We start from the raw sequence: 15,520 nt of genomic DNA, 5'->3' as shown, positions 1-15,520 counted from the left end.
TAAGGCCGCCGCTTCAGGCGTCTTCTAGCCCGAGGAAGCGGGCCGCCGCGAGGTGGCCCGCTGTCTCCAGGCTCCAATCCGGGCGACGGAATAACTCCGGTGTCAGGCGCATGCGCTGCATACTGCGCACGTGGTCGCGGCCTGAGGAATGCCGCCAGACGCCGTTGGGCTCGTACCCCAGCGACCGGGAGACGCCCAGGGACGCGGAGTTGAAGTCGAACGCCTCCGATTCGGCAACCTCGGCACCGAGGAAATCAAAGGCGTAAAGAACGACGGCGGTGCGCATCTCGGTGCCGAGCCCTTGTCCCTGCGCGGACCGTTTGAGCCATGAACCCGTGCTCACGGTCCGGGTTTCGGCGAAGGTGGTGGCCAGCAGTTCCTGGCAGCCGGCAAAATCGTCCCCCTGCCAGACTCCGAAGAGCAGCGACCAGCTGCCGGCCGTGGTTTTGGCCCGTTGGTGCCAGACGTGTGCGGCCGTATTGCGCGGGAGCTCCTCGCGTGGCGCGTCGGTCCAGGGGAAGGAGAAGGGCGAGGCATCCGGATCATGGATCCCGCTCAGCACCGCATCGACCATTGCCGGGATGTGGGCATCGGCAACCGGACGCAGCTGCAGCCGGGGCGTGGTCAGGGTCAGGCCGAGCACGGGCCAGATGTCGGTCAGCTGCGTCATTGGTCTTGTCTACCACACCGGTTCCGCCAAGGCGGTCGCCCGGTTCTGTCAGGCGGGCAGGCTGACCAGGACCTCGGTGCCTTGCCGCGGAGCGGTGTGCAGATCCAGGCGGCCCCCGGCGGCGGACACGGTGTCCTGCAGGATCTGCAGCCCCAGGTGGCCTTCCGGGGCTCCGGACGAACGCTCGAAGCCTTCGCCGTCGTCGTACACCGCCAGCTGGATCCGGTCGCCGCTCCGGCTGAGCTCGACGCTGACCACGCTGGCGCGGGCATGTTTGATGGCGTTGGTGATGGCTTCGCGTGCCGCACGGTACAGCAGGGCCGCCTGTTGCGCATCCGGCGCGGGGTCGCCGACTACCCGCAGATGCCACTCGAGCCCGCGGGCGCGGACCGGATCGCCGAGGCGCTCGAGGGCGCCGGCCAGACCGAGGTCGGCAAGATCCGGCGGATACAGCTCGGTGGTGATCCCGCGCAGGGCGCTGATGTTGTCCTGGACCAGCGCCCGCGTCCGGGCGAGGAACTCCTTGGACGGCGGTTGATCCTGCAGTTCGAAGGACTCCAGCGCGTAGGCCACACCGGACAGATCCTGGATGACATCGTCGTGCAGGTCCCGGGCCAGCCGCTGGCGCTCAAGTTCAGAGGATTCGATGGCGCGCTGGAGCAGTTGACGCCGGGTAGCGCTGTCCCGTTGCAGGCGGCGGGCCATCCGCAGGGCCGGGACCAGCTGGACGAGCTGGAGCACCGCGAGCGCACCGAGCACCGGCGGCAGGATGCCCAGCATCATCTCCCTCTCGTCCGCGCGCACCTCGTCGGGCTGGTAATACGTCTCGTACAGCACGGGTTCACTGCCGGTGGTCCCGGTGGCGACATAGACTTCCAGCATCTCGCCCTGACCGCTTTCGAAGGTGTTCTCGAAACCGGTCTGGGGCTCAAAGTGGGCGATGCCGGGGTGGTCCCCGGCGAGCAGCTCCTGCTGCCAGGGCTGCAGGTCGAACTGCTGGCCGACCAGCGAGCGTTGATCCGAGTAGATGATGACACCATCGGAACTCCACACCTTGATCCGCAGGATGCGGTGGCGTTCAAACCGCGGCTGAAGCAGCCGGTCCATCCGGTCCAGCGCATTCGGCTCGCCGGCCAGCAACCGTTCGTCGATGAACGGGGCCACGGCGAAGTCTGCTGTGCTTTGGGTTCTTTCGATCGCGTGGTCGATGGCCTGCTGGCGCGAGATGGCACTGGCACCGATGACCACGGGAACCACCACAATCAGCAGCGTCGCCAGGCTGCCGATGAGGAACTTCCAGATCGCCCGCCGCATTTCGGAGTTTTCCGGAACCAGTTGCGGCGTACCCTGGTTGCCGGTCCCGGCAGCGTCCGGCGGTGCCGGCGCCAGTGCCCATCGCCTCCGCTTCGTCCGGGTGCCCGAAGCCGGCCCAGCGGCGGGGTCTTCGGGCGAAGACGGTTTCGCCGAATCGGACGCTGGCGAAGCGGGCTCCGCCGAGGACCGGGCTTCGGCGCTGACCTCTTCCGCGGAGGCGTCGTCGCGTACCCCGCGGGCCCAGCTAGCCATCCCTGTCCGCCGTCAGGAGCCCCAGACGCCCGGCAACGGCGACGGCTTCAAGCTGCGTGTGCGCGTCCAGCTTCGCGAGGATGGATTTCACGTAGCCGCGGCAAGTGTTTTCCGTGATGCCTAGGTGCTTCGCGTTGGCACGCACGTCGTGGCCGGCGGCCATCAGCCCCAGCACCTGCCGTTCACGCTCGGTCAGCGACGGCGTGTCCGCTGGCTGGGGGGCTGAGGCCCGGCTGGCGATGGCCAGCAGGGACGGATGGATCACCAGGGAACCCGTGCGGGCGTGCCGCAGGGTATCCAGCAGGGTGGCCAGCGAGCCGTCCTTGGGCAGGAAGCCGCAGATTCCGGTGATGGCCGCGCGTCCAAGTATCTCCGGCGACGGATCCCCCGTGAGCACGATAACGCGCGTCAGCGGATTGTGCGCCAGTACTTGTTCCGCAGCATCCAGCCCGTTGCCATCCGGCAGGTGGTAATCCATCACCACGACGTCCGGTTGCAGCGAGCGGCACAGTTCGACGCCGTCCTTGGCGCTGCCCGCGATACCCGCGTTCTCCAGATCCTCCTGCCGGTCCAACGCATCCGACAACAATTCCGCAAATGTTGTGTGGTCATCAACGACTACAACACGGGCTACATCCCGTGCATTTTCTTCGGTCATAGCAGTGTCCCCAACCCAAGCCCCCCGACACGGTCATAGAGTGAGTATGCTCTATCAGCGTGTGCTTGTACATAGCTTCCTTGCGGCAGCACGGTGGTTCTGCGCCGCCGCCAGGAGTCTGTTACAGACTTTGACGACGGCGCAGCCTGCCTGTTGCTGCGCCCGCACCGTAAGCGGTGCGTACCTGATGCTCAGCTAACGGCGAGTGCTTTGTTGAGGAACGAACTGATGATCCTGCTGGCCGATTCGTGGCTGCTGCCGGTCCTGAAGCCGCGCGACCGCGAGTTCGCCGCCGCCATGGCGCTCTCGCGCAGGGACTGGGCACGCATCCGCTCGTTCAGGTACAGCAGGGCCTCCAGGACCTCGGACAGTTCGCCGTCGGTCTCTGCGGTTTTCTGCAGCAGCCGCACGTGCGCTTCCCGCAGGGCGGGGCCCGGGGCGCAGCCGAGGTCACGGTCCAGCAACCGCCGGCACTTGTCGTAGGCCTGCAGGCCTTCCGCGTAACGGCCGGCGCTTTCCAAGCTGGTGACCAATGCGGACCAGGCCCGTTCGTTCAGCGGCTCCGATGCCACTGCGTGCTCGGACCACTGGACCGCTTCGTGTGCCTGTCCCAGGCCGGCGGCGATTTCGGCCGCCCTGATCTGGGCGGCCGTCACGGTGGCCATGTGGTGGTTGCGCGCTCCTTCAGCCCATTCCGGTGTGAGCTCGTCGCTCAGCAACGTTCCGGAACCGACGTTCAGCGCCTGCGTCAGCGCGGCATAGGCCTGCTGCGGGTTGCTGTGCTCGGCGAGGTCCACCAGGTCGTTGAAACGCGCCAGGTCAAGTTCCACCAGGGACGGTTCCAGCAGGTAGCCGCCGTTGGCCGTACGCAGCGGGCCGGTCTTGGCACAGCCTGGCTGGAGATTGCGCCGCAGGACGCTGACGTAACTTTCCAGTGTGGCCAGAGCCTCGCCCGGAGGCCGGCCTCCCCACAGCAACTCGACAAGCCGGTCCTTGGAGACCGGAGTACCCAGCTTCAACAGTAGAATTTCGAAGATCTGCCTCGGCTTCGGGCCGCCCAAAGTGGCAGCCGTCAAAACGGTGTCGCCACGGCGGACCTGAAGATTACCGATGATCCGAACAGAAATGGGCATGCAATGCCCGGCTAACATTTGCTCCACGATGTCCCCCTCGTAGGTAGCACCCCCAACGAATGCTGGTTCCATCCTCCAGTGCGTTACTGTTCTGCAACAGCCCCCATTGGGGTTGGTCCGTTACCCCAATTTTGGGGGGTGGTGTACGTCACAGCGCGGGTTCGAGGTTTTTCCCAAGCCTGTCCAGCGAGAGTGTTCCTACACCTTGAACCTGCAAACGGCCCACGGATGGCCCGGCGCCGGCTAAAGGTGCGGCGCCTGACAGCGCCATCCTGGTAAGAACCCGGACCCCGGTTGTCCGCCCCCAACAGCCGAGGTCCGGGCCTGCCTGCGGACCAGGCGGCCGCCAACGCCTGCCGGCGCCCGCCGGGCCGGGCCGTGCCGTCACGCGGTGTGCGGCTGCAGCGGCCAGGGGATGTGCTCGCGAACATCGGTAAGGTTCATGCTGACTTCGACGAAGAGGTCATCGAGCATGTATTCGTCGACGCCCAGGATGCGAAGCGTGTGGCCGCTGCCGGCATCCGGCCCATCCAGCGCCGCCGCGGACACGCAGACGCCGGTCTGCCAGTCGATCCGGACCAGTGACCGGCCGGGCCCGATCAGCGGGTGCGCCGGGTCAAAGGGCTTGTAGGTCCGGTTCGGCGAGACGACGGCTTCCAGCGCCTTGCGGCCGTTGTAGTCCACTTCCGCGAGCGAGAGTATTTCCACCACATTGGCGTAAGGGACTCCGAACGACACGGGTGCATTGCCCGCCAGCTCTACCGGATCCAGCATGGCGGACCAGCGCCCGTTGCCGAAGACCGGTTCGCCATAGGCCGCCTCCGGTCGCCGCCGGACGAGGTTGATGTCGTTGTACACCGGTGTCACCAGATTCGGCGGCAGCAGCCAGGACTTGCGGGTGGCGCTGACATAGAATCCGCCTTTGGAATCGTTGATGCCCGTGGTGCTGAAGAGCAGCCGGCCATCCGTCGTCTCAACCCGGAGGGCCGCCGGACGGCGGGTCCAGGCACGCAGCCCGGTGCCCGTGCCGTCGTCGGCAGTCGAGGCAGTGGAGGCGCTGGAGGCAGCGGAGGTGTCGGAGGTGTCGGAGGTGTCGGACGCGGCAGCCGCTCCGCCGTCGTTTGCGGTTGCAGTATCCGAAGGCCCGCCGTCGTCGTCGGCGTGGACCGCGGGATCATGCGCGAAGACTTCGAAGCGCAGGGTTTCCCATTTCCACGGCGAAGACCGGCACAGGCAGCGGAAAAGCTCCGCGCTCTTGGCAGAGACATCGTCAACGTGGTTCAGAATCTCCCCGGCATCCATATCCACAGTGTAAGACTTCACACTGCACCGCGGGCCGGACCGTGAAGTACGTTGGGAGCTATGATCCAGGAACTGGCCCGGCTGTGGAGCGTCCACCCGTTGGCCTTCGCCGCGCTGCTGGTTGCCGCGGTTTACCTGGTGGCTACCGGCGCCGTGCTGAGCTGGATCGATCTGCGCACCCACCGGCTGCCCAACCGCATCGTCTTCCCGGCCTATGCAGTGGCGGGAGTACTGCTAACGACGGCGGCGCTCGCCGCAGGTGAGCCCGGCCGACTGGTGCGGCTGCTCGCCGGGGGAGCGGTGCTGTGGATCTTCTACTTCGCGGTTCGTTTCGTGTACCCCGCCGGGATGGGATTCGGCGACGTCAAGCTGGCCGGAGTGCTGGGACTGTACCTGGGCTACTTCGGCTGGGGGCACCTGCTGGGCGGGACCTTCGCCGCCTTCCTGCTGGGCAGTTTGTACGGCGTGGCCCTGCTGCTGGTCCGGCGTGGCACGCTGAAGTCCAACATTCCCTTCGGCCCGTTCATGATCGTCGGCGCCGTCGCGGCGATGGCGGTCCCGCTCGGCTTATAGGCTTGGAACCATGCCTACACCGGACTTCATTCTTCAACTGCGCGAAAAAATCGGCCAGGACCTGTTGTGGCTGCCCGGCGCCACCGCCGTGGTACTCGACGACCGGGACCGGGTGCTGCTCGGCCGGCGTGCGGATAACGGCATCTGGACGCTGATCACCGGGATCCTGGAACCGGGGGAGCAGCCCGCCGTCGGGATCGTCCGGGAGGTGTTCGAGGAAACGGGCGTGGTGGCGGAAGTGGAGCATCTGGCCGAGGTGTTCGCCGGCGGCCCGATGGAGTTCGTCAACGGCGACCAGGCGCAGTTCCTGACGCTGAATTTCCGCTGCCGGTACCTTTCCGGCGAGGCCCGGGTGAACGACGACGAGTCCGCCGAGGTGGGCTGGTTCGCCTTGGATGACCTGCCGGAGCTGCCCGACTACCACCGTGCCCGGCTCAGGGCGGCTCTTCGGGCTACCGGCGTGCCGGAGTTCGTGCGCTGAGGCTGCGGCCGTCGTCGTCGTTTTCATCCTTGCGTCCGGCGGCCTGGGCTGCTTCCCGCTCGGCTTCCAGACGCACGGCTTCCTCGCCGCCGATTGCCTCGCCGCGGGCGACCATCCCGGCCACGTCCGACAGCGGGATCTGCTTCATGGTCATGGCCAGCACGAGGGCGATGACCAGGAACGGCACGAGATACCAGAAGACCGGCGCGAGGGACTCGGCGTAGGCCGTGACAATGCCGTCCTGGACCTGCTCGGGCAGTTGGCTCATCGCCGCCGGTTCAAGGGTGGCGGTGGCGTTCGCCGCGGCTTCGGGCGAGGCCCCGGAGCCGGTGAACACGTTGGTCAACGACTCCGAAAGGCGGGAGGTGAACATCGCGCCGAAGATCGCCACGCCCAGGGCCGCTCCGACCTCGCGGAAGTAGTTGTTGGAGCTGGTGGCGGTGCCGATCTGATCCGCCGGGACCGAGTTCTGGACCACGAGGACCACTACCTGCATGATCAGGCCGAGGCCGGCGCCGAAGAGGAACAGCTGGGCGCAGATGACCCAGATCGGGGTGGCGGCTTCGAGCGTGGTCATCCACAGCATCGCCGCGATCACCACCGCGCTGCCGGCGATCGGGTACGCCTTGTACTTGCCGGACTTCGTGATCGCCAGGCCGGACCAGATGGAGGTACCCATCATGCCGACCATCATCGGCAGCATCAGCAGGCCGGAAACGGCGGCGGAGGTGCCGGAGGACATCTGCAGGAACGTGGGGACGAAAGCCAGCGCGGCGAACATGGCCACGCCGAGGGTGAAACCGATGGCCGTGCTGTTGATGAAGATCGGGTTCTTGAACAGGCTCAGCGGGATGATCGGGTCTTCTGCCTTGCGCTCCACGAGGACAAACGCGACGGCGGCCAGCAGCATCCCGGCGCCGAAGAGCCAGGTCAGCGGGGCGCCCCAGCCGTAGTCGTTGCGGCCACCGAAGTCGGTGAAGAAGATCATGCAGGCGGTGGCGGCGGACAAGAGTACGACGCCGGCAAGATCGATCCGCTTGTCGGACTTCTTGGTCGGCAAGGTCAGCGCGAAGTAGGCGATCAGGAAGGCAATGATGCCGATGGGAATGTTGATGTAGAAGGCCCACTGCCAGGTCAGGTGGTCCACGAAGTAGCCGCCGAGCAATGGACCGGCAACGGCGGAGAGGCCGAAGATGCCGCCGAGCGGCCCCATGTACTTGCCGCGCTCATTGGCCGGGACGATGTCGGCGATGATGGCCTGCGAGAGGATCATCAGGCCGCCGCCGCCCAGGCCCTGCATGGCGCGGAAGACCACGAAGGTCCAGAAGTCCGGGGCGAACGCGCAGCCCACCGAGGCCAGCGCAAACAACGCGATGGCAAAGAGGAACAGGTTGCGCCGGCCCATGACGTCGCCGAACTTGCCGTAGATCGGCATCACGATCGTGGTGGCGAGCAGATACGCGGTGGTGATCCAGGTCTGGTGTTCCACGCCGCCGAGCTGGCCGACGATGGTGGGCATCGCCGTCGAGACGATGGTCTGGTCCAGGCTGGCCAGCATCATGCCGGCGATCAGCGCGGAGAAGATGATCCAGATGCGCTTCTGGGTCAGCAGCAGCGGGCCCTCGGTCCGTGCGGCGGTTGCGGTCATGAAGGTTCCTTGGTGAGGATAGCGGCTGCAGGCTCAGGGTTGTCTGCGGCGGCTGGGCGGTCAGGTGGTGGTCGTGTGTGCTGCCGGGTGGACGATGGTGCGGACGGCGTCCACCGCTTCGGTCAGAACCTCGCGGTAGCTGCGGGTGTTCCACGGGGCGAAGAATTCCTCGCCGGCCTGCTTGGAGATGGTGGTCATGATGCCGACCGCCAGCCGGATCCGCAGGTCTTGGGGCAGCAAGCGTTCCCGCGCCGCCAGCAGTTGGGCGAAGGCCTCCTCGGCCTTCGTGGATCCGTGCACGGCCTTGTCCAGGAGTTTGGGTTCGGCCGTGATGGCGTCCCGGAGCCGGACCACGTCCTCCCGGCTCATGGCCAGGCGGTCCATCATGGCGCAGGCGAGCTCGATGAAATCGGGCAGCAGGGTCGGCGAGATTTCGTCGGCGGGAAAACCGGCGCCGCCTTCGACGAACACCTGGGCCAGCGCTTCCGGGATGTGGTCCATGGGATCGCCGAGGATGGCGTCCTCTTTGCCGGGGAAGTAGTTGAAGAATGTGCGGCGCGAAATGCCGACCTCTTCGCAGAGCTGCTCGACGGTGAACCCGTTGACGCCGTGCGCGGCGGTGAGGGCGCGGGCGGCATCGGTGATGGCCACGCGCGTTGCGGCGCGTTTGCGCTCGCGTCTCCCGCCGCCGTCGTCCTTTGTACTCTCAGCCACCGAAGAATTTTTGCACTTCTGTGGCGATAGTGCAATTTAGTGGGCTGCGCCACAGCAGCCAGTGGAAGGCAAAGGCCAGGCGGCAGCGCAAAGCGTCCGGCAGCACAGCAAAGCGATGGCAGCACAGCAAAGCGCCCCCGGTCCGGTGTGGACCAGGGGCGCTTTGCGTGGTGCAGCAGGCCTGCGCTGGTGGCGCTACCTGTGGTGCTTACTTCTGCGGCGGGGTGGTCATGGACAGTACGTCCAGGGCCTTGTCCAGCTGCTCTTCGGTCAGTTCGCCGCGCTCGAGGAAGCCCAGGGCCACGACGGACTCGCGGACGGTCAGGCCTTCCTTGACGGCGTGCTTGGCGATCTTGGCCGCGTTCTCGTAGCCGATGTACTTGTTCAGCGGGGTCACGATGGACGGGGAAGCCTCGGCCAGGAAGCGGGCGCGCTCCACGTTGGCGGTCAGGCCGTCGATCATCTTGTCGGCCATGACGCGGCTGGTGTTGGTCAGCAGGCGGATGGACTCGAGCAGGTTGGCCGCCATGACCGGGATGCCGACGTTGAGCTCGAAGGCGCCGTTGGTGGAGGACAGGGCGATGGTGGTGTCATTGCCGATGACCTGGGCGGAGACCATGATGGCGGCTTCGCAGATGACCGGGTTGACCTTGCCGGGCATGATCGAGGAGCCGGGCTGCAGGTCCGGAATGGCGATCTCGCCCAGGCCGGTGTTGGGGCCGGAGCCCATCCAGCGCAGGTCGTTGTTGATCTTCATGAACGAGTAGGCGATGTTGCGCAGCTGGCCGGAGGCTTCGACCAGGCCGTCGCGGTTGGCCTGGGCCTCGAAGTGGTCGCGGGCCTCGATCAGCGGCAGGCCGGTGTCGGCTGCGAGCAACTCGATCACGCGGGCGGCGAAGCCGGCCGGGGTGTTGATGCCGGTGCCGACAGCGGTGCCGCCCAACGGGACCTCGGCCACGCGGGGCAGCGAGGCGTTGATGCGCTCGATGCCGTAGCGGACCTGTGCGGCGTAGCCGCCGAACTCCTGGCCCAGGGTGACCGGGGTGGCGTCCATCAGGTGGGTGCGGCCGGACTTGACGACGTCCTTGAACTCCACGGCCTTGCGCTCCAGCGAGGCGGCCAGGTAGTCCAGCGCCGGGATCAGGTCATTGATCAGCGCGGAAGTGGCGGCAACGTGGACCGAGGTGGGGAACACGTCGTTGGAGGACTGCGAGGCGTTGACGTGGTCGTTGGGGTGGACCACCTTGTCGCTGCCGGACTCCTTGAGCGACCGCGACGCCAGCTCTGCGAGGACCTCGTTGGTGTTCATGTTCGACGACGTGCCGGAACCGGTCTGGAACACATCGATGGGGAAGTCGCCGTCGTACTTGCCGGAGGCGACCTCGTCGGCAGCGGCTTCGATCGCCTTGGCCAGCTCGCCGTCGAGCACGCCCAGTTCGGCGTTGGCGGTGGCGGCGGCCTTCTTGATCCGGGCCAGCGCCTCGATGTGCGCGCGTTCCAACGTCTTGCCGGAGATCGGGAAGTTCTCGACGGCGCGCTGGGTCTGCGCCCGGTAGAGGGCGTTTACCGGGACGCGGACCTCGCCCATGGTGTCGTGTTCAATGCGGTACTCAACGGAGTCGGCAGTAGTGGAAGTCATGCCCCCAGTTTCTCCCACGGCGTTAGAGCGCACCAAATCCTGAGACACACTCTGCCTTGCCATCTGCAAGCCGGTAGGTGACGCCGACCACGGCTACCTTTCCTTCGTCGACAGCCTCGGAGACTGCCCGCGAGCTGTCCAGCAGCCGTTCCGTGGACTGGCGTACATTTTCGATCACCATGTCGTTGACATCCGTGAAGCCGGCGCGTTGCGCGGCCAGCACCGAAGGGGTGATCCGCTCGACGAGGTCACGCAGGCCTCCGCGGGGCATCTCGCCGGTTTCCACGGTGTTCTTCGCCGCAGTGACTGCGCCGCAACTGTCATGGCCGAGGACCACGATCAGCGGAACGTTGAGCACGTCGACGCCGTATTCGAGCGAACCGATGACGGCATCGCCCAGAACGTGGCCGGCGGTCCGCACCACAAAGGCGTCGCCCAAACCGAGGTCGAAAATGATCTCGGCGGCGAGTCTGGAGTCCGAGCAACCGAAGATGATGGCGAACGGGTGCTGTTCATCGACCAGTTCGCTGCGGCGGGCGGCGTCCTGGTTCGGGTGGACGGACTCGCCGCCCACGAAACGCGCGTTGCCGTCGATCAGTTTTTGCCAGGCCTGTGCAGGGGAAAGGTTAGTGGTCACCCTGCTTACTTTACTGACGTGAGCCGGATGCGCCGTTTCCGTTGCAGTGCGTTACGCCGGTTACTTTTCGGCTGGCTCGTTCCGGGCCAGTTCCTCCACTACGGCAGTGCCGAGGGTGTCGAACTCGTCAAGGTCCGCGCCGCCGCTGAGGATCACGGTGAAGCCGTCCTGCTCCAGCACCAGGTGCTTGCGGTCTTCGCCGCGGTCGCGCAGTTCCCAGCTTTCCCCGCCGGCCTGGCGGTCGCTGGTGATGGGTGCGTTGTCGGTGGTCTGCGCGATCCAGGTGGGATTGGCTTTGTCTGTCTGGGTCAGGGCGATGTGCTGGCCCTTGGGCGTGAGGTATCCGACTTCCCATGCTGGGACTGCTCCGGTGCCTCCGGTGTTCCAACGGGCATAGTTGGCCCGCCACGGCTCGGGCAGCTCGACGGTCAGCGGCTCGTAGCCGGCGGTCGCCGCGGCCTGCGATGCCGTGCCGGGAACGTCAATGTTACGTTCGTAAACTTCGGATTTGCTGGCCGGGTTCAGGAAGAAGATCGGCAGGAAGATCGCGATGGTCAGGCCCAGGGCGATCAGCATGCCGGTCACGGTGGCATTGGCGCGTTTGGCCTGTTTTGCCGTCAGAACCGGGGTAGCTGCAGGTTGGGCTGAATCTTCTGGGCGTACTTCACTCACCTCTCTATCGTCTCTTAAACTACGGCACCCTCGCACCGCCGTCGTGCCTTGAATGGGTTTGGGCTGTGCCTGATAAGTGGGACGTGCCTGTCATCACAGAGTTAGCAGGCGCCCCGGCGACTATGATCGGAAGTACAGGAAAACCGATGCAGTCCCGATCGGAACTGCGCCCAAGCCACTCGAAGATGAGGTTCTCGTGTCCAAAGCCGCACCGGCCGCCCAGTATTCAACGCTTTCCCCGTCCTTGGCTGTCGCCGACGATGGGCCCGACCGCAACCTGGCCCTGGAGCTCGTCCGCGTGACCGAAGCTGCCGCCATCGCCGGCGGCCACTGGGTTGGCTACGGGGATAAAAACACCGCAGACGGCGCCGCCGTGGACGCCATGCGTTCCTTCCTCTCCACCGTGCACTTCAACGGCGTTGTGGTGATCGGCGAGGGCGAAAAAGACGAAGCCCCCATGCTTTACAACGGCGAGAAGGTCGGCGACGGCTCCGGTCCCGAGGTGGACGTGGCCGTGGACCCGATCGACGGCACCCGCCTGACCGCGCTGGGCATCAACAACGCGCTGTCCGTGCTGGCTGTGTCCGAACGCGGCAGCATGTTTGATCCGTCGGCCGTGTTCTACATGGAGAAGCTGATCACCGGTCCCGAGGCCGCCGACCTGGTGGACCTGCGCCTGCCGATCAAGCAGAACCTGCATCTGATCGCCAAGGCCAAGAACAAGAAGGTCAACCAGATCAACGTGATGATCCTCGACCGTGACCGCCACAAGCCGATGGTCGAAGAGATCCGCGCAGCCGGCGCCCGCACCCGGTTCATCATGGACGGCGACGTGGCCGGCGGTATTGCTGCCGCCCGCGAAGGCACAGGCATCGATGTCCTGATGGGCATCGGCGGCACCCCGGAGGGCATCGTCACGGCCTGCGCCATCAAGTCCCTTGGCGGCGTCATCCAGGGCCGGCTGTGGCCCACCAACGATGACGAAAAGCAGAAGGCGATCGACGCCGGCCACGACCTGGACCGTGTGCTGACCACCAATGACCTGGTCACCAGCGACAACTGCTACTTCGCCGCCACCGGCATCACCGACGGCGACCTGCTGCGAGGCGTCCGCTACGCGCCCAACACGGTGCGCACCCAGTCAATCGTGATGCGTTCCAAGTCCGGCACCATCCGCTTTGTCGACGGCGAGCACCGCGCCGACAAGTGGGAAGGCTACGAGCGCAAGCACTAGGCTCCCGCGGCGCTCCTGCGCAAGAAAAACCCGCTCCGGCTCAGGCCGGGGGCGGGTTTTTCTTATGGACGGCTGGGGGCGCCTGCCGCGTTGCAACCCATGTTCAGGCCTAACTGTCCATGTTCAGGCTTCAAGCAACGCCCTGTCTTGGGACGATGTTTTGGGCGCGTTTTAAACATGGGTCGCTAGCGAGGACGACGGACCAGCGGAGGCGCTGAGGGGCCGGGGAGCCCCCTGAAGGAACCGCGGTCAGCGGCCGAGCTTGGCGCGCACCTTGTCCAGCGCCGGGCCGGCGGCGGTACGAGCCTTGTGCAGGGCCGGCACCGCCGTGTCGCGCAGCTTGCGGGCCAGGCCGTAGGCGGAGTGCATCAGCTTGTTGACCGGCAGGTCCCAGGAGCCCGGGTAGGCCACTTCGAAGCCGCCGAAGGAGCGCTTGAAGCGGGAGAACCCGGCCCAGGCGTGGTCCGGTTCGTCCTCGGGGGAGACGCCCCACATGTCGAAACGCGTCATGCCCGAGGCCTTGGCGTCCATCATCATGGTGACCACCAGCGGGATGCCGGCGTTGAGCTTGCGGTAGGTGTCGTCGGCGGCCGCGTGGGCGTAGACGCGGGTGGTCTCCGTGTCGTAGGACAGGGCTGCCGCGATCGGAGCGCCTTCCAGTTTGGCGATGAAGATCTTGGCATTGCCGGCCGGCACCAGGGCCTGGGCGGCGCGGGTGAGGTAGTCATCGGACTGCGCCTTGAACTCGGCCCGCTCTGAAACGTCATGCAGGAAGCCCAGCAGGATGGAGATGTCCTTCGGATCGGTGGAGATCTCGAAGGTCACGCCCTTCTTGTGGATGTTCCGGTAAAGGTTCCGGCTGGTGCTGCGCATGTCGGCCAGGATCTTGTCTTCGTCCTGGGTCAGATCCACCATCCAGGTCAGGTGCGGCTGGATGTCGGTGGGCGCCTTGACGAGTCCCAGTCCTGCCAGTTCGGCCTCCGCATCGGTGCCCGGGCCGGAGCCCAGGCCGGCGTCGACCGGCTCCACCCGCACGTAGTGCGCGCCCTCGGCCTTCGCCAGCGCGGCCAGGGCCTCGAGTGCGCGGGTCAAGGCATGCTTGTCCTCGGCGGCGGGACCGTACGGCACGTAGAGGTAACTGCCCAGCGGCGTCTTCTCATGAATGGCCAGGAAGGAGTAGCCGTCGCCGGTGGACTCGAAGACTTTCTTCCCGAGACTGCGCTGGAACTCAGCCCAGGCGGCGGACTGCAGGATGGAGGAACTCATGCGTCGATATCCGTTCGTTGATTCACTGAACTTCATAGACTTTCATAAAACTCGGCGAACTCGCTGGCATTGCCCGCGCAGGTGACCGCAAAAAGCACGGCGGGGGAGTCCGCATTGAGCACCGGATGGACCAGCACGGGCTGCTCCGAGGCCGGGATGAACGCCGAGTCTCCGCGGTGCAGCGTCAGATCCGTCACGGGCGAGTCCAGCAATGCGCTGCCGCTGACGGCCAGCACCACAACCGGACCGTGCTGTGCCAGCGCTACGGGCGTGTCGCCGTCGTTAATCGCGATGCGCTGGAGCTGGAACTCGGCGAACGGCGGGCAGTAAAGCTCCTGGCCGGCGTCCGTCAGCTTCCGTTCCACCCGGGGCGGCTCGATGGGGCGGAAATCCGTGATCTTGAGCAGTTCGGGAATGTTGATGTGCTTCGGGGTCAGCCCACCGCGTAGCACGTTGTCGCTGGTGGCCATGACCTCGATGCCGAGGCCGCGCAGATAGGCGTGCACGTTGCCGGCCGGCAGGCTCAGCGCCTGGCCCGGCTGCAACGTGGTCAGGTTCAGCAGCAGCGAAATCAGCGTGCCCGGGTCCTGCGGATAGAGCTCGGCCAGCCAGCGGACCGCGGCGAATTCCGGCCCGGTTTCCTCTTCGGGGACGGCGGCGAGCACCGCGGCCGTGTTGTCGACCAAAGCAGCGGACTCGGCGCCGCCTTCGAGCAGCGTCACAAAGGCGCCACGGAGGGCCGCAGATTCGTCCGGGCCCTCCAGCGACTTGATCACCCGTTCCAGCAAGGCCGTGTCCGCGTCGGCCGCGCTGAGCTTGCCGTGCAGCCCGCGGAAAAACCGGACGGAATCCTGCGGTTGCCGGAAGCCGCACAGGGCCTGGAACTCCGTCAGGGCGAAGAGCATTTCCGGCTTGTGGTTGTCGTCCCGGTAGCTGCGTTCGGGGGAGGACAGCGGGATCTTGGCGGCGTTCTCGGCCGCAAAGCCCTCGCGTGCCTGCTCCAGCGTGGGGTGGACCTGCAGCGAGAGCGCCTCGTCGGCGGCCAGGACCTTGGTCAAGAACGGCAGCTTGGCGCCGAACAGGGCGAGCGCGTTCTCGCCGAGCGCCAGCCCTGGCCCGTCGTCAATGAAGTCCGTGAGGGGCTGCTCGTCGCCGTCGGGCAAATGGACCGACGACGGCGAATCCGGGTGGGCTCCGATCCACAACTCGGCCTCGGGACTGCCCGAGGGCTCGCGGCCGAACAACTCGGCAATCGCCGTCGGCGATCCCCAGGCATAGGGTCGCAGAACATTGGTCAGCCGGTACATTGTGGAGCCTCTTCTCTATG

15 protein-coding genes are annotated in these 15,520 nt (G+C 66.2%); 3 read left to right on the top strand and 12 right to left on the bottom strand.

The features are described from left to right. Nucleotides 1-13: 13 nt before the first annotated feature. From B0G38_RS08190 to B0G38_RS08170, 5 genes are all read right to left on the bottom strand, one after another. On the bottom strand, nucleotides 14-670 hold the full coding sequence (locus B0G38_RS08190; RefSeq protein ID WP_264668979.1) for a GNAT family N-acetyltransferase: 657 nt from the start codon (nucleotides 668-670) through the stop codon (nucleotides 14-16). Nucleotides 671-718: 48 nt separating this feature from the next. Beyond that, nucleotides 719-2,236: a sensor histidine kinase gene (locus B0G38_RS08185; RefSeq protein ID WP_264668978.1), complete on the bottom strand. Its 1,518-nt coding sequence runs from the start codon at nucleotides 2,234-2,236 to the stop codon at nucleotides 719-721. Next, nucleotides 2,229-2,894: a response regulator transcription factor gene (locus B0G38_RS08180; RefSeq protein WP_264668977.1), complete on the bottom strand. Its 666-nt coding sequence runs from the start codon at nucleotides 2,892-2,894 to the stop codon at nucleotides 2,229-2,231. The genes B0G38_RS08185 and B0G38_RS08180 overlap by 8 nt, the downstream gene beginning before the upstream one ends. A gap of 191 nt (nucleotides 2,895-3,085) precedes the next feature. Then, the gene (locus B0G38_RS08175) at nucleotides 3,086-4,027 is read right to left on the bottom strand and encodes an AfsR/SARP family transcriptional regulator (protein ID WP_264668976.1); all 942 of its coding nucleotides are present in this window, start codon (nucleotides 4,025-4,027) and stop codon (nucleotides 3,086-3,088) included. A 384-nt stretch (nucleotides 4,028-4,411) separates the two neighbouring features. Then, on the bottom strand, nucleotides 4,412-5,350 hold the full coding sequence (locus tag B0G38_RS08170; RefSeq protein ID WP_319801232.1) for a hypothetical protein: 939 nt from the start codon (nucleotides 5,348-5,350) through the stop codon (nucleotides 4,412-4,414). A 39-nt stretch (nucleotides 5,351-5,389) separates the two neighbouring features. On the opposite strand from B0G38_RS08170, the gene B0G38_RS08165 reads away from it, so the two are divergent. Both B0G38_RS08165 and B0G38_RS08160 read left to right on the top strand, forming a co-directional pair. Next, a complete protein-coding gene (locus B0G38_RS08165; RefSeq protein ID WP_264668975.1) occupies nucleotides 5,390-5,902 on the top strand; it encodes a prepilin peptidase in 513 nt (170 codons plus the stop codon). A gap of 10 nt (nucleotides 5,903-5,912) precedes the next feature. Next, nucleotides 5,913-6,383, top strand: coding sequence for an NUDIX hydrolase (locus B0G38_RS08160; protein ID WP_169991061.1), 471 nt, complete (start codon nucleotides 5,913-5,915; stop codon nucleotides 6,381-6,383). Here B0G38_RS08160 and B0G38_RS08155 read toward each other — a convergent pair. From B0G38_RS08155 to B0G38_RS08135, 5 genes are all read right to left on the bottom strand, one after another. Continuing rightward, the gene (locus B0G38_RS08155; protein ID WP_264668974.1) at nucleotides 6,355-8,031 is read right to left on the bottom strand and encodes an MDR family MFS transporter; all 1,677 of its coding nucleotides are present in this window, start codon (nucleotides 8,029-8,031) and stop codon (nucleotides 6,355-6,357) included. The genes B0G38_RS08160 and B0G38_RS08155 overlap by 29 nt on opposite strands. A gap of 60 nt (nucleotides 8,032-8,091) precedes the next feature. Continuing rightward, a complete protein-coding gene (locus tag B0G38_RS08150) occupies nucleotides 8,092-8,745 on the bottom strand; it encodes a TetR/AcrR family transcriptional regulator (protein WP_264668973.1) in 654 nt (217 codons plus the stop codon). A 208-nt stretch (nucleotides 8,746-8,953) separates the two neighbouring features. Then, nucleotides 8,954-10,384, bottom strand: a complete 1,431-nt coding sequence (locus B0G38_RS08145; protein ID WP_264668972.1) for a class II fumarate hydratase — start codon at nucleotides 10,382-10,384, stop codon at nucleotides 8,954-8,956. 22 nt (nucleotides 10,385-10,406) lie between these two features. Further along, nucleotides 10,407-11,021, bottom strand: a complete 615-nt coding sequence (locus B0G38_RS08140; RefSeq protein ID WP_264668971.1) for a carbonic anhydrase — start codon at nucleotides 11,019-11,021, stop codon at nucleotides 10,407-10,409. Nucleotides 11,022-11,081: 60 nt separating this feature from the next. Beyond that, entirely contained in the window at nucleotides 11,082-11,693 is a 612-nt protein-coding gene (locus B0G38_RS08135) for a DUF4245 domain-containing protein (RefSeq protein WP_264668970.1), read from the bottom strand. 196 nt (nucleotides 11,694-11,889) lie between these two features. Between B0G38_RS08135 and glpX the strand changes: the two genes are divergently transcribed. Next, complete coding sequence (glpX, locus tag B0G38_RS08130) at nucleotides 11,890-12,927, top strand: class II fructose-bisphosphatase (RefSeq protein WP_169991052.1); 1,038 nt, start codon at nucleotides 11,890-11,892, stop codon at nucleotides 12,925-12,927. Between the two features lie 249 nt (nucleotides 12,928-13,176). On the opposite strand, the gene B0G38_RS08125 is transcribed toward glpX, so the two are convergent. Then, nucleotides 13,177-14,193, bottom strand: a complete 1,017-nt coding sequence (locus B0G38_RS08125; RefSeq protein ID WP_264668969.1) for a lipid II:glycine glycyltransferase FemX — start codon at nucleotides 14,191-14,193, stop codon at nucleotides 13,177-13,179. 32 nt (nucleotides 14,194-14,225) lie between these two features. Then, nucleotides 14,226-15,500: a mannose-6-phosphate isomerase, class I gene (gene manA, locus B0G38_RS08120; protein ID WP_264668968.1), complete on the bottom strand. Its 1,275-nt coding sequence runs from the start codon at nucleotides 15,498-15,500 to the stop codon at nucleotides 14,226-14,228. Nucleotides 15,501-15,520: the final 20 nt, after the last annotated feature.

It is taken from the genome of Crystallibacter permensis, from assembly GCF_025960875.1.
GTDB classification, from domain to species: Bacteria; Actinomycetota; Actinomycetes; order Actinomycetales; family Micrococcaceae; genus Crystallibacter; species Crystallibacter permensis.
Note: the sequence above shows the minus strand (reverse complement) of the source record. Positions and strands in the feature narration are given on the sequence as shown.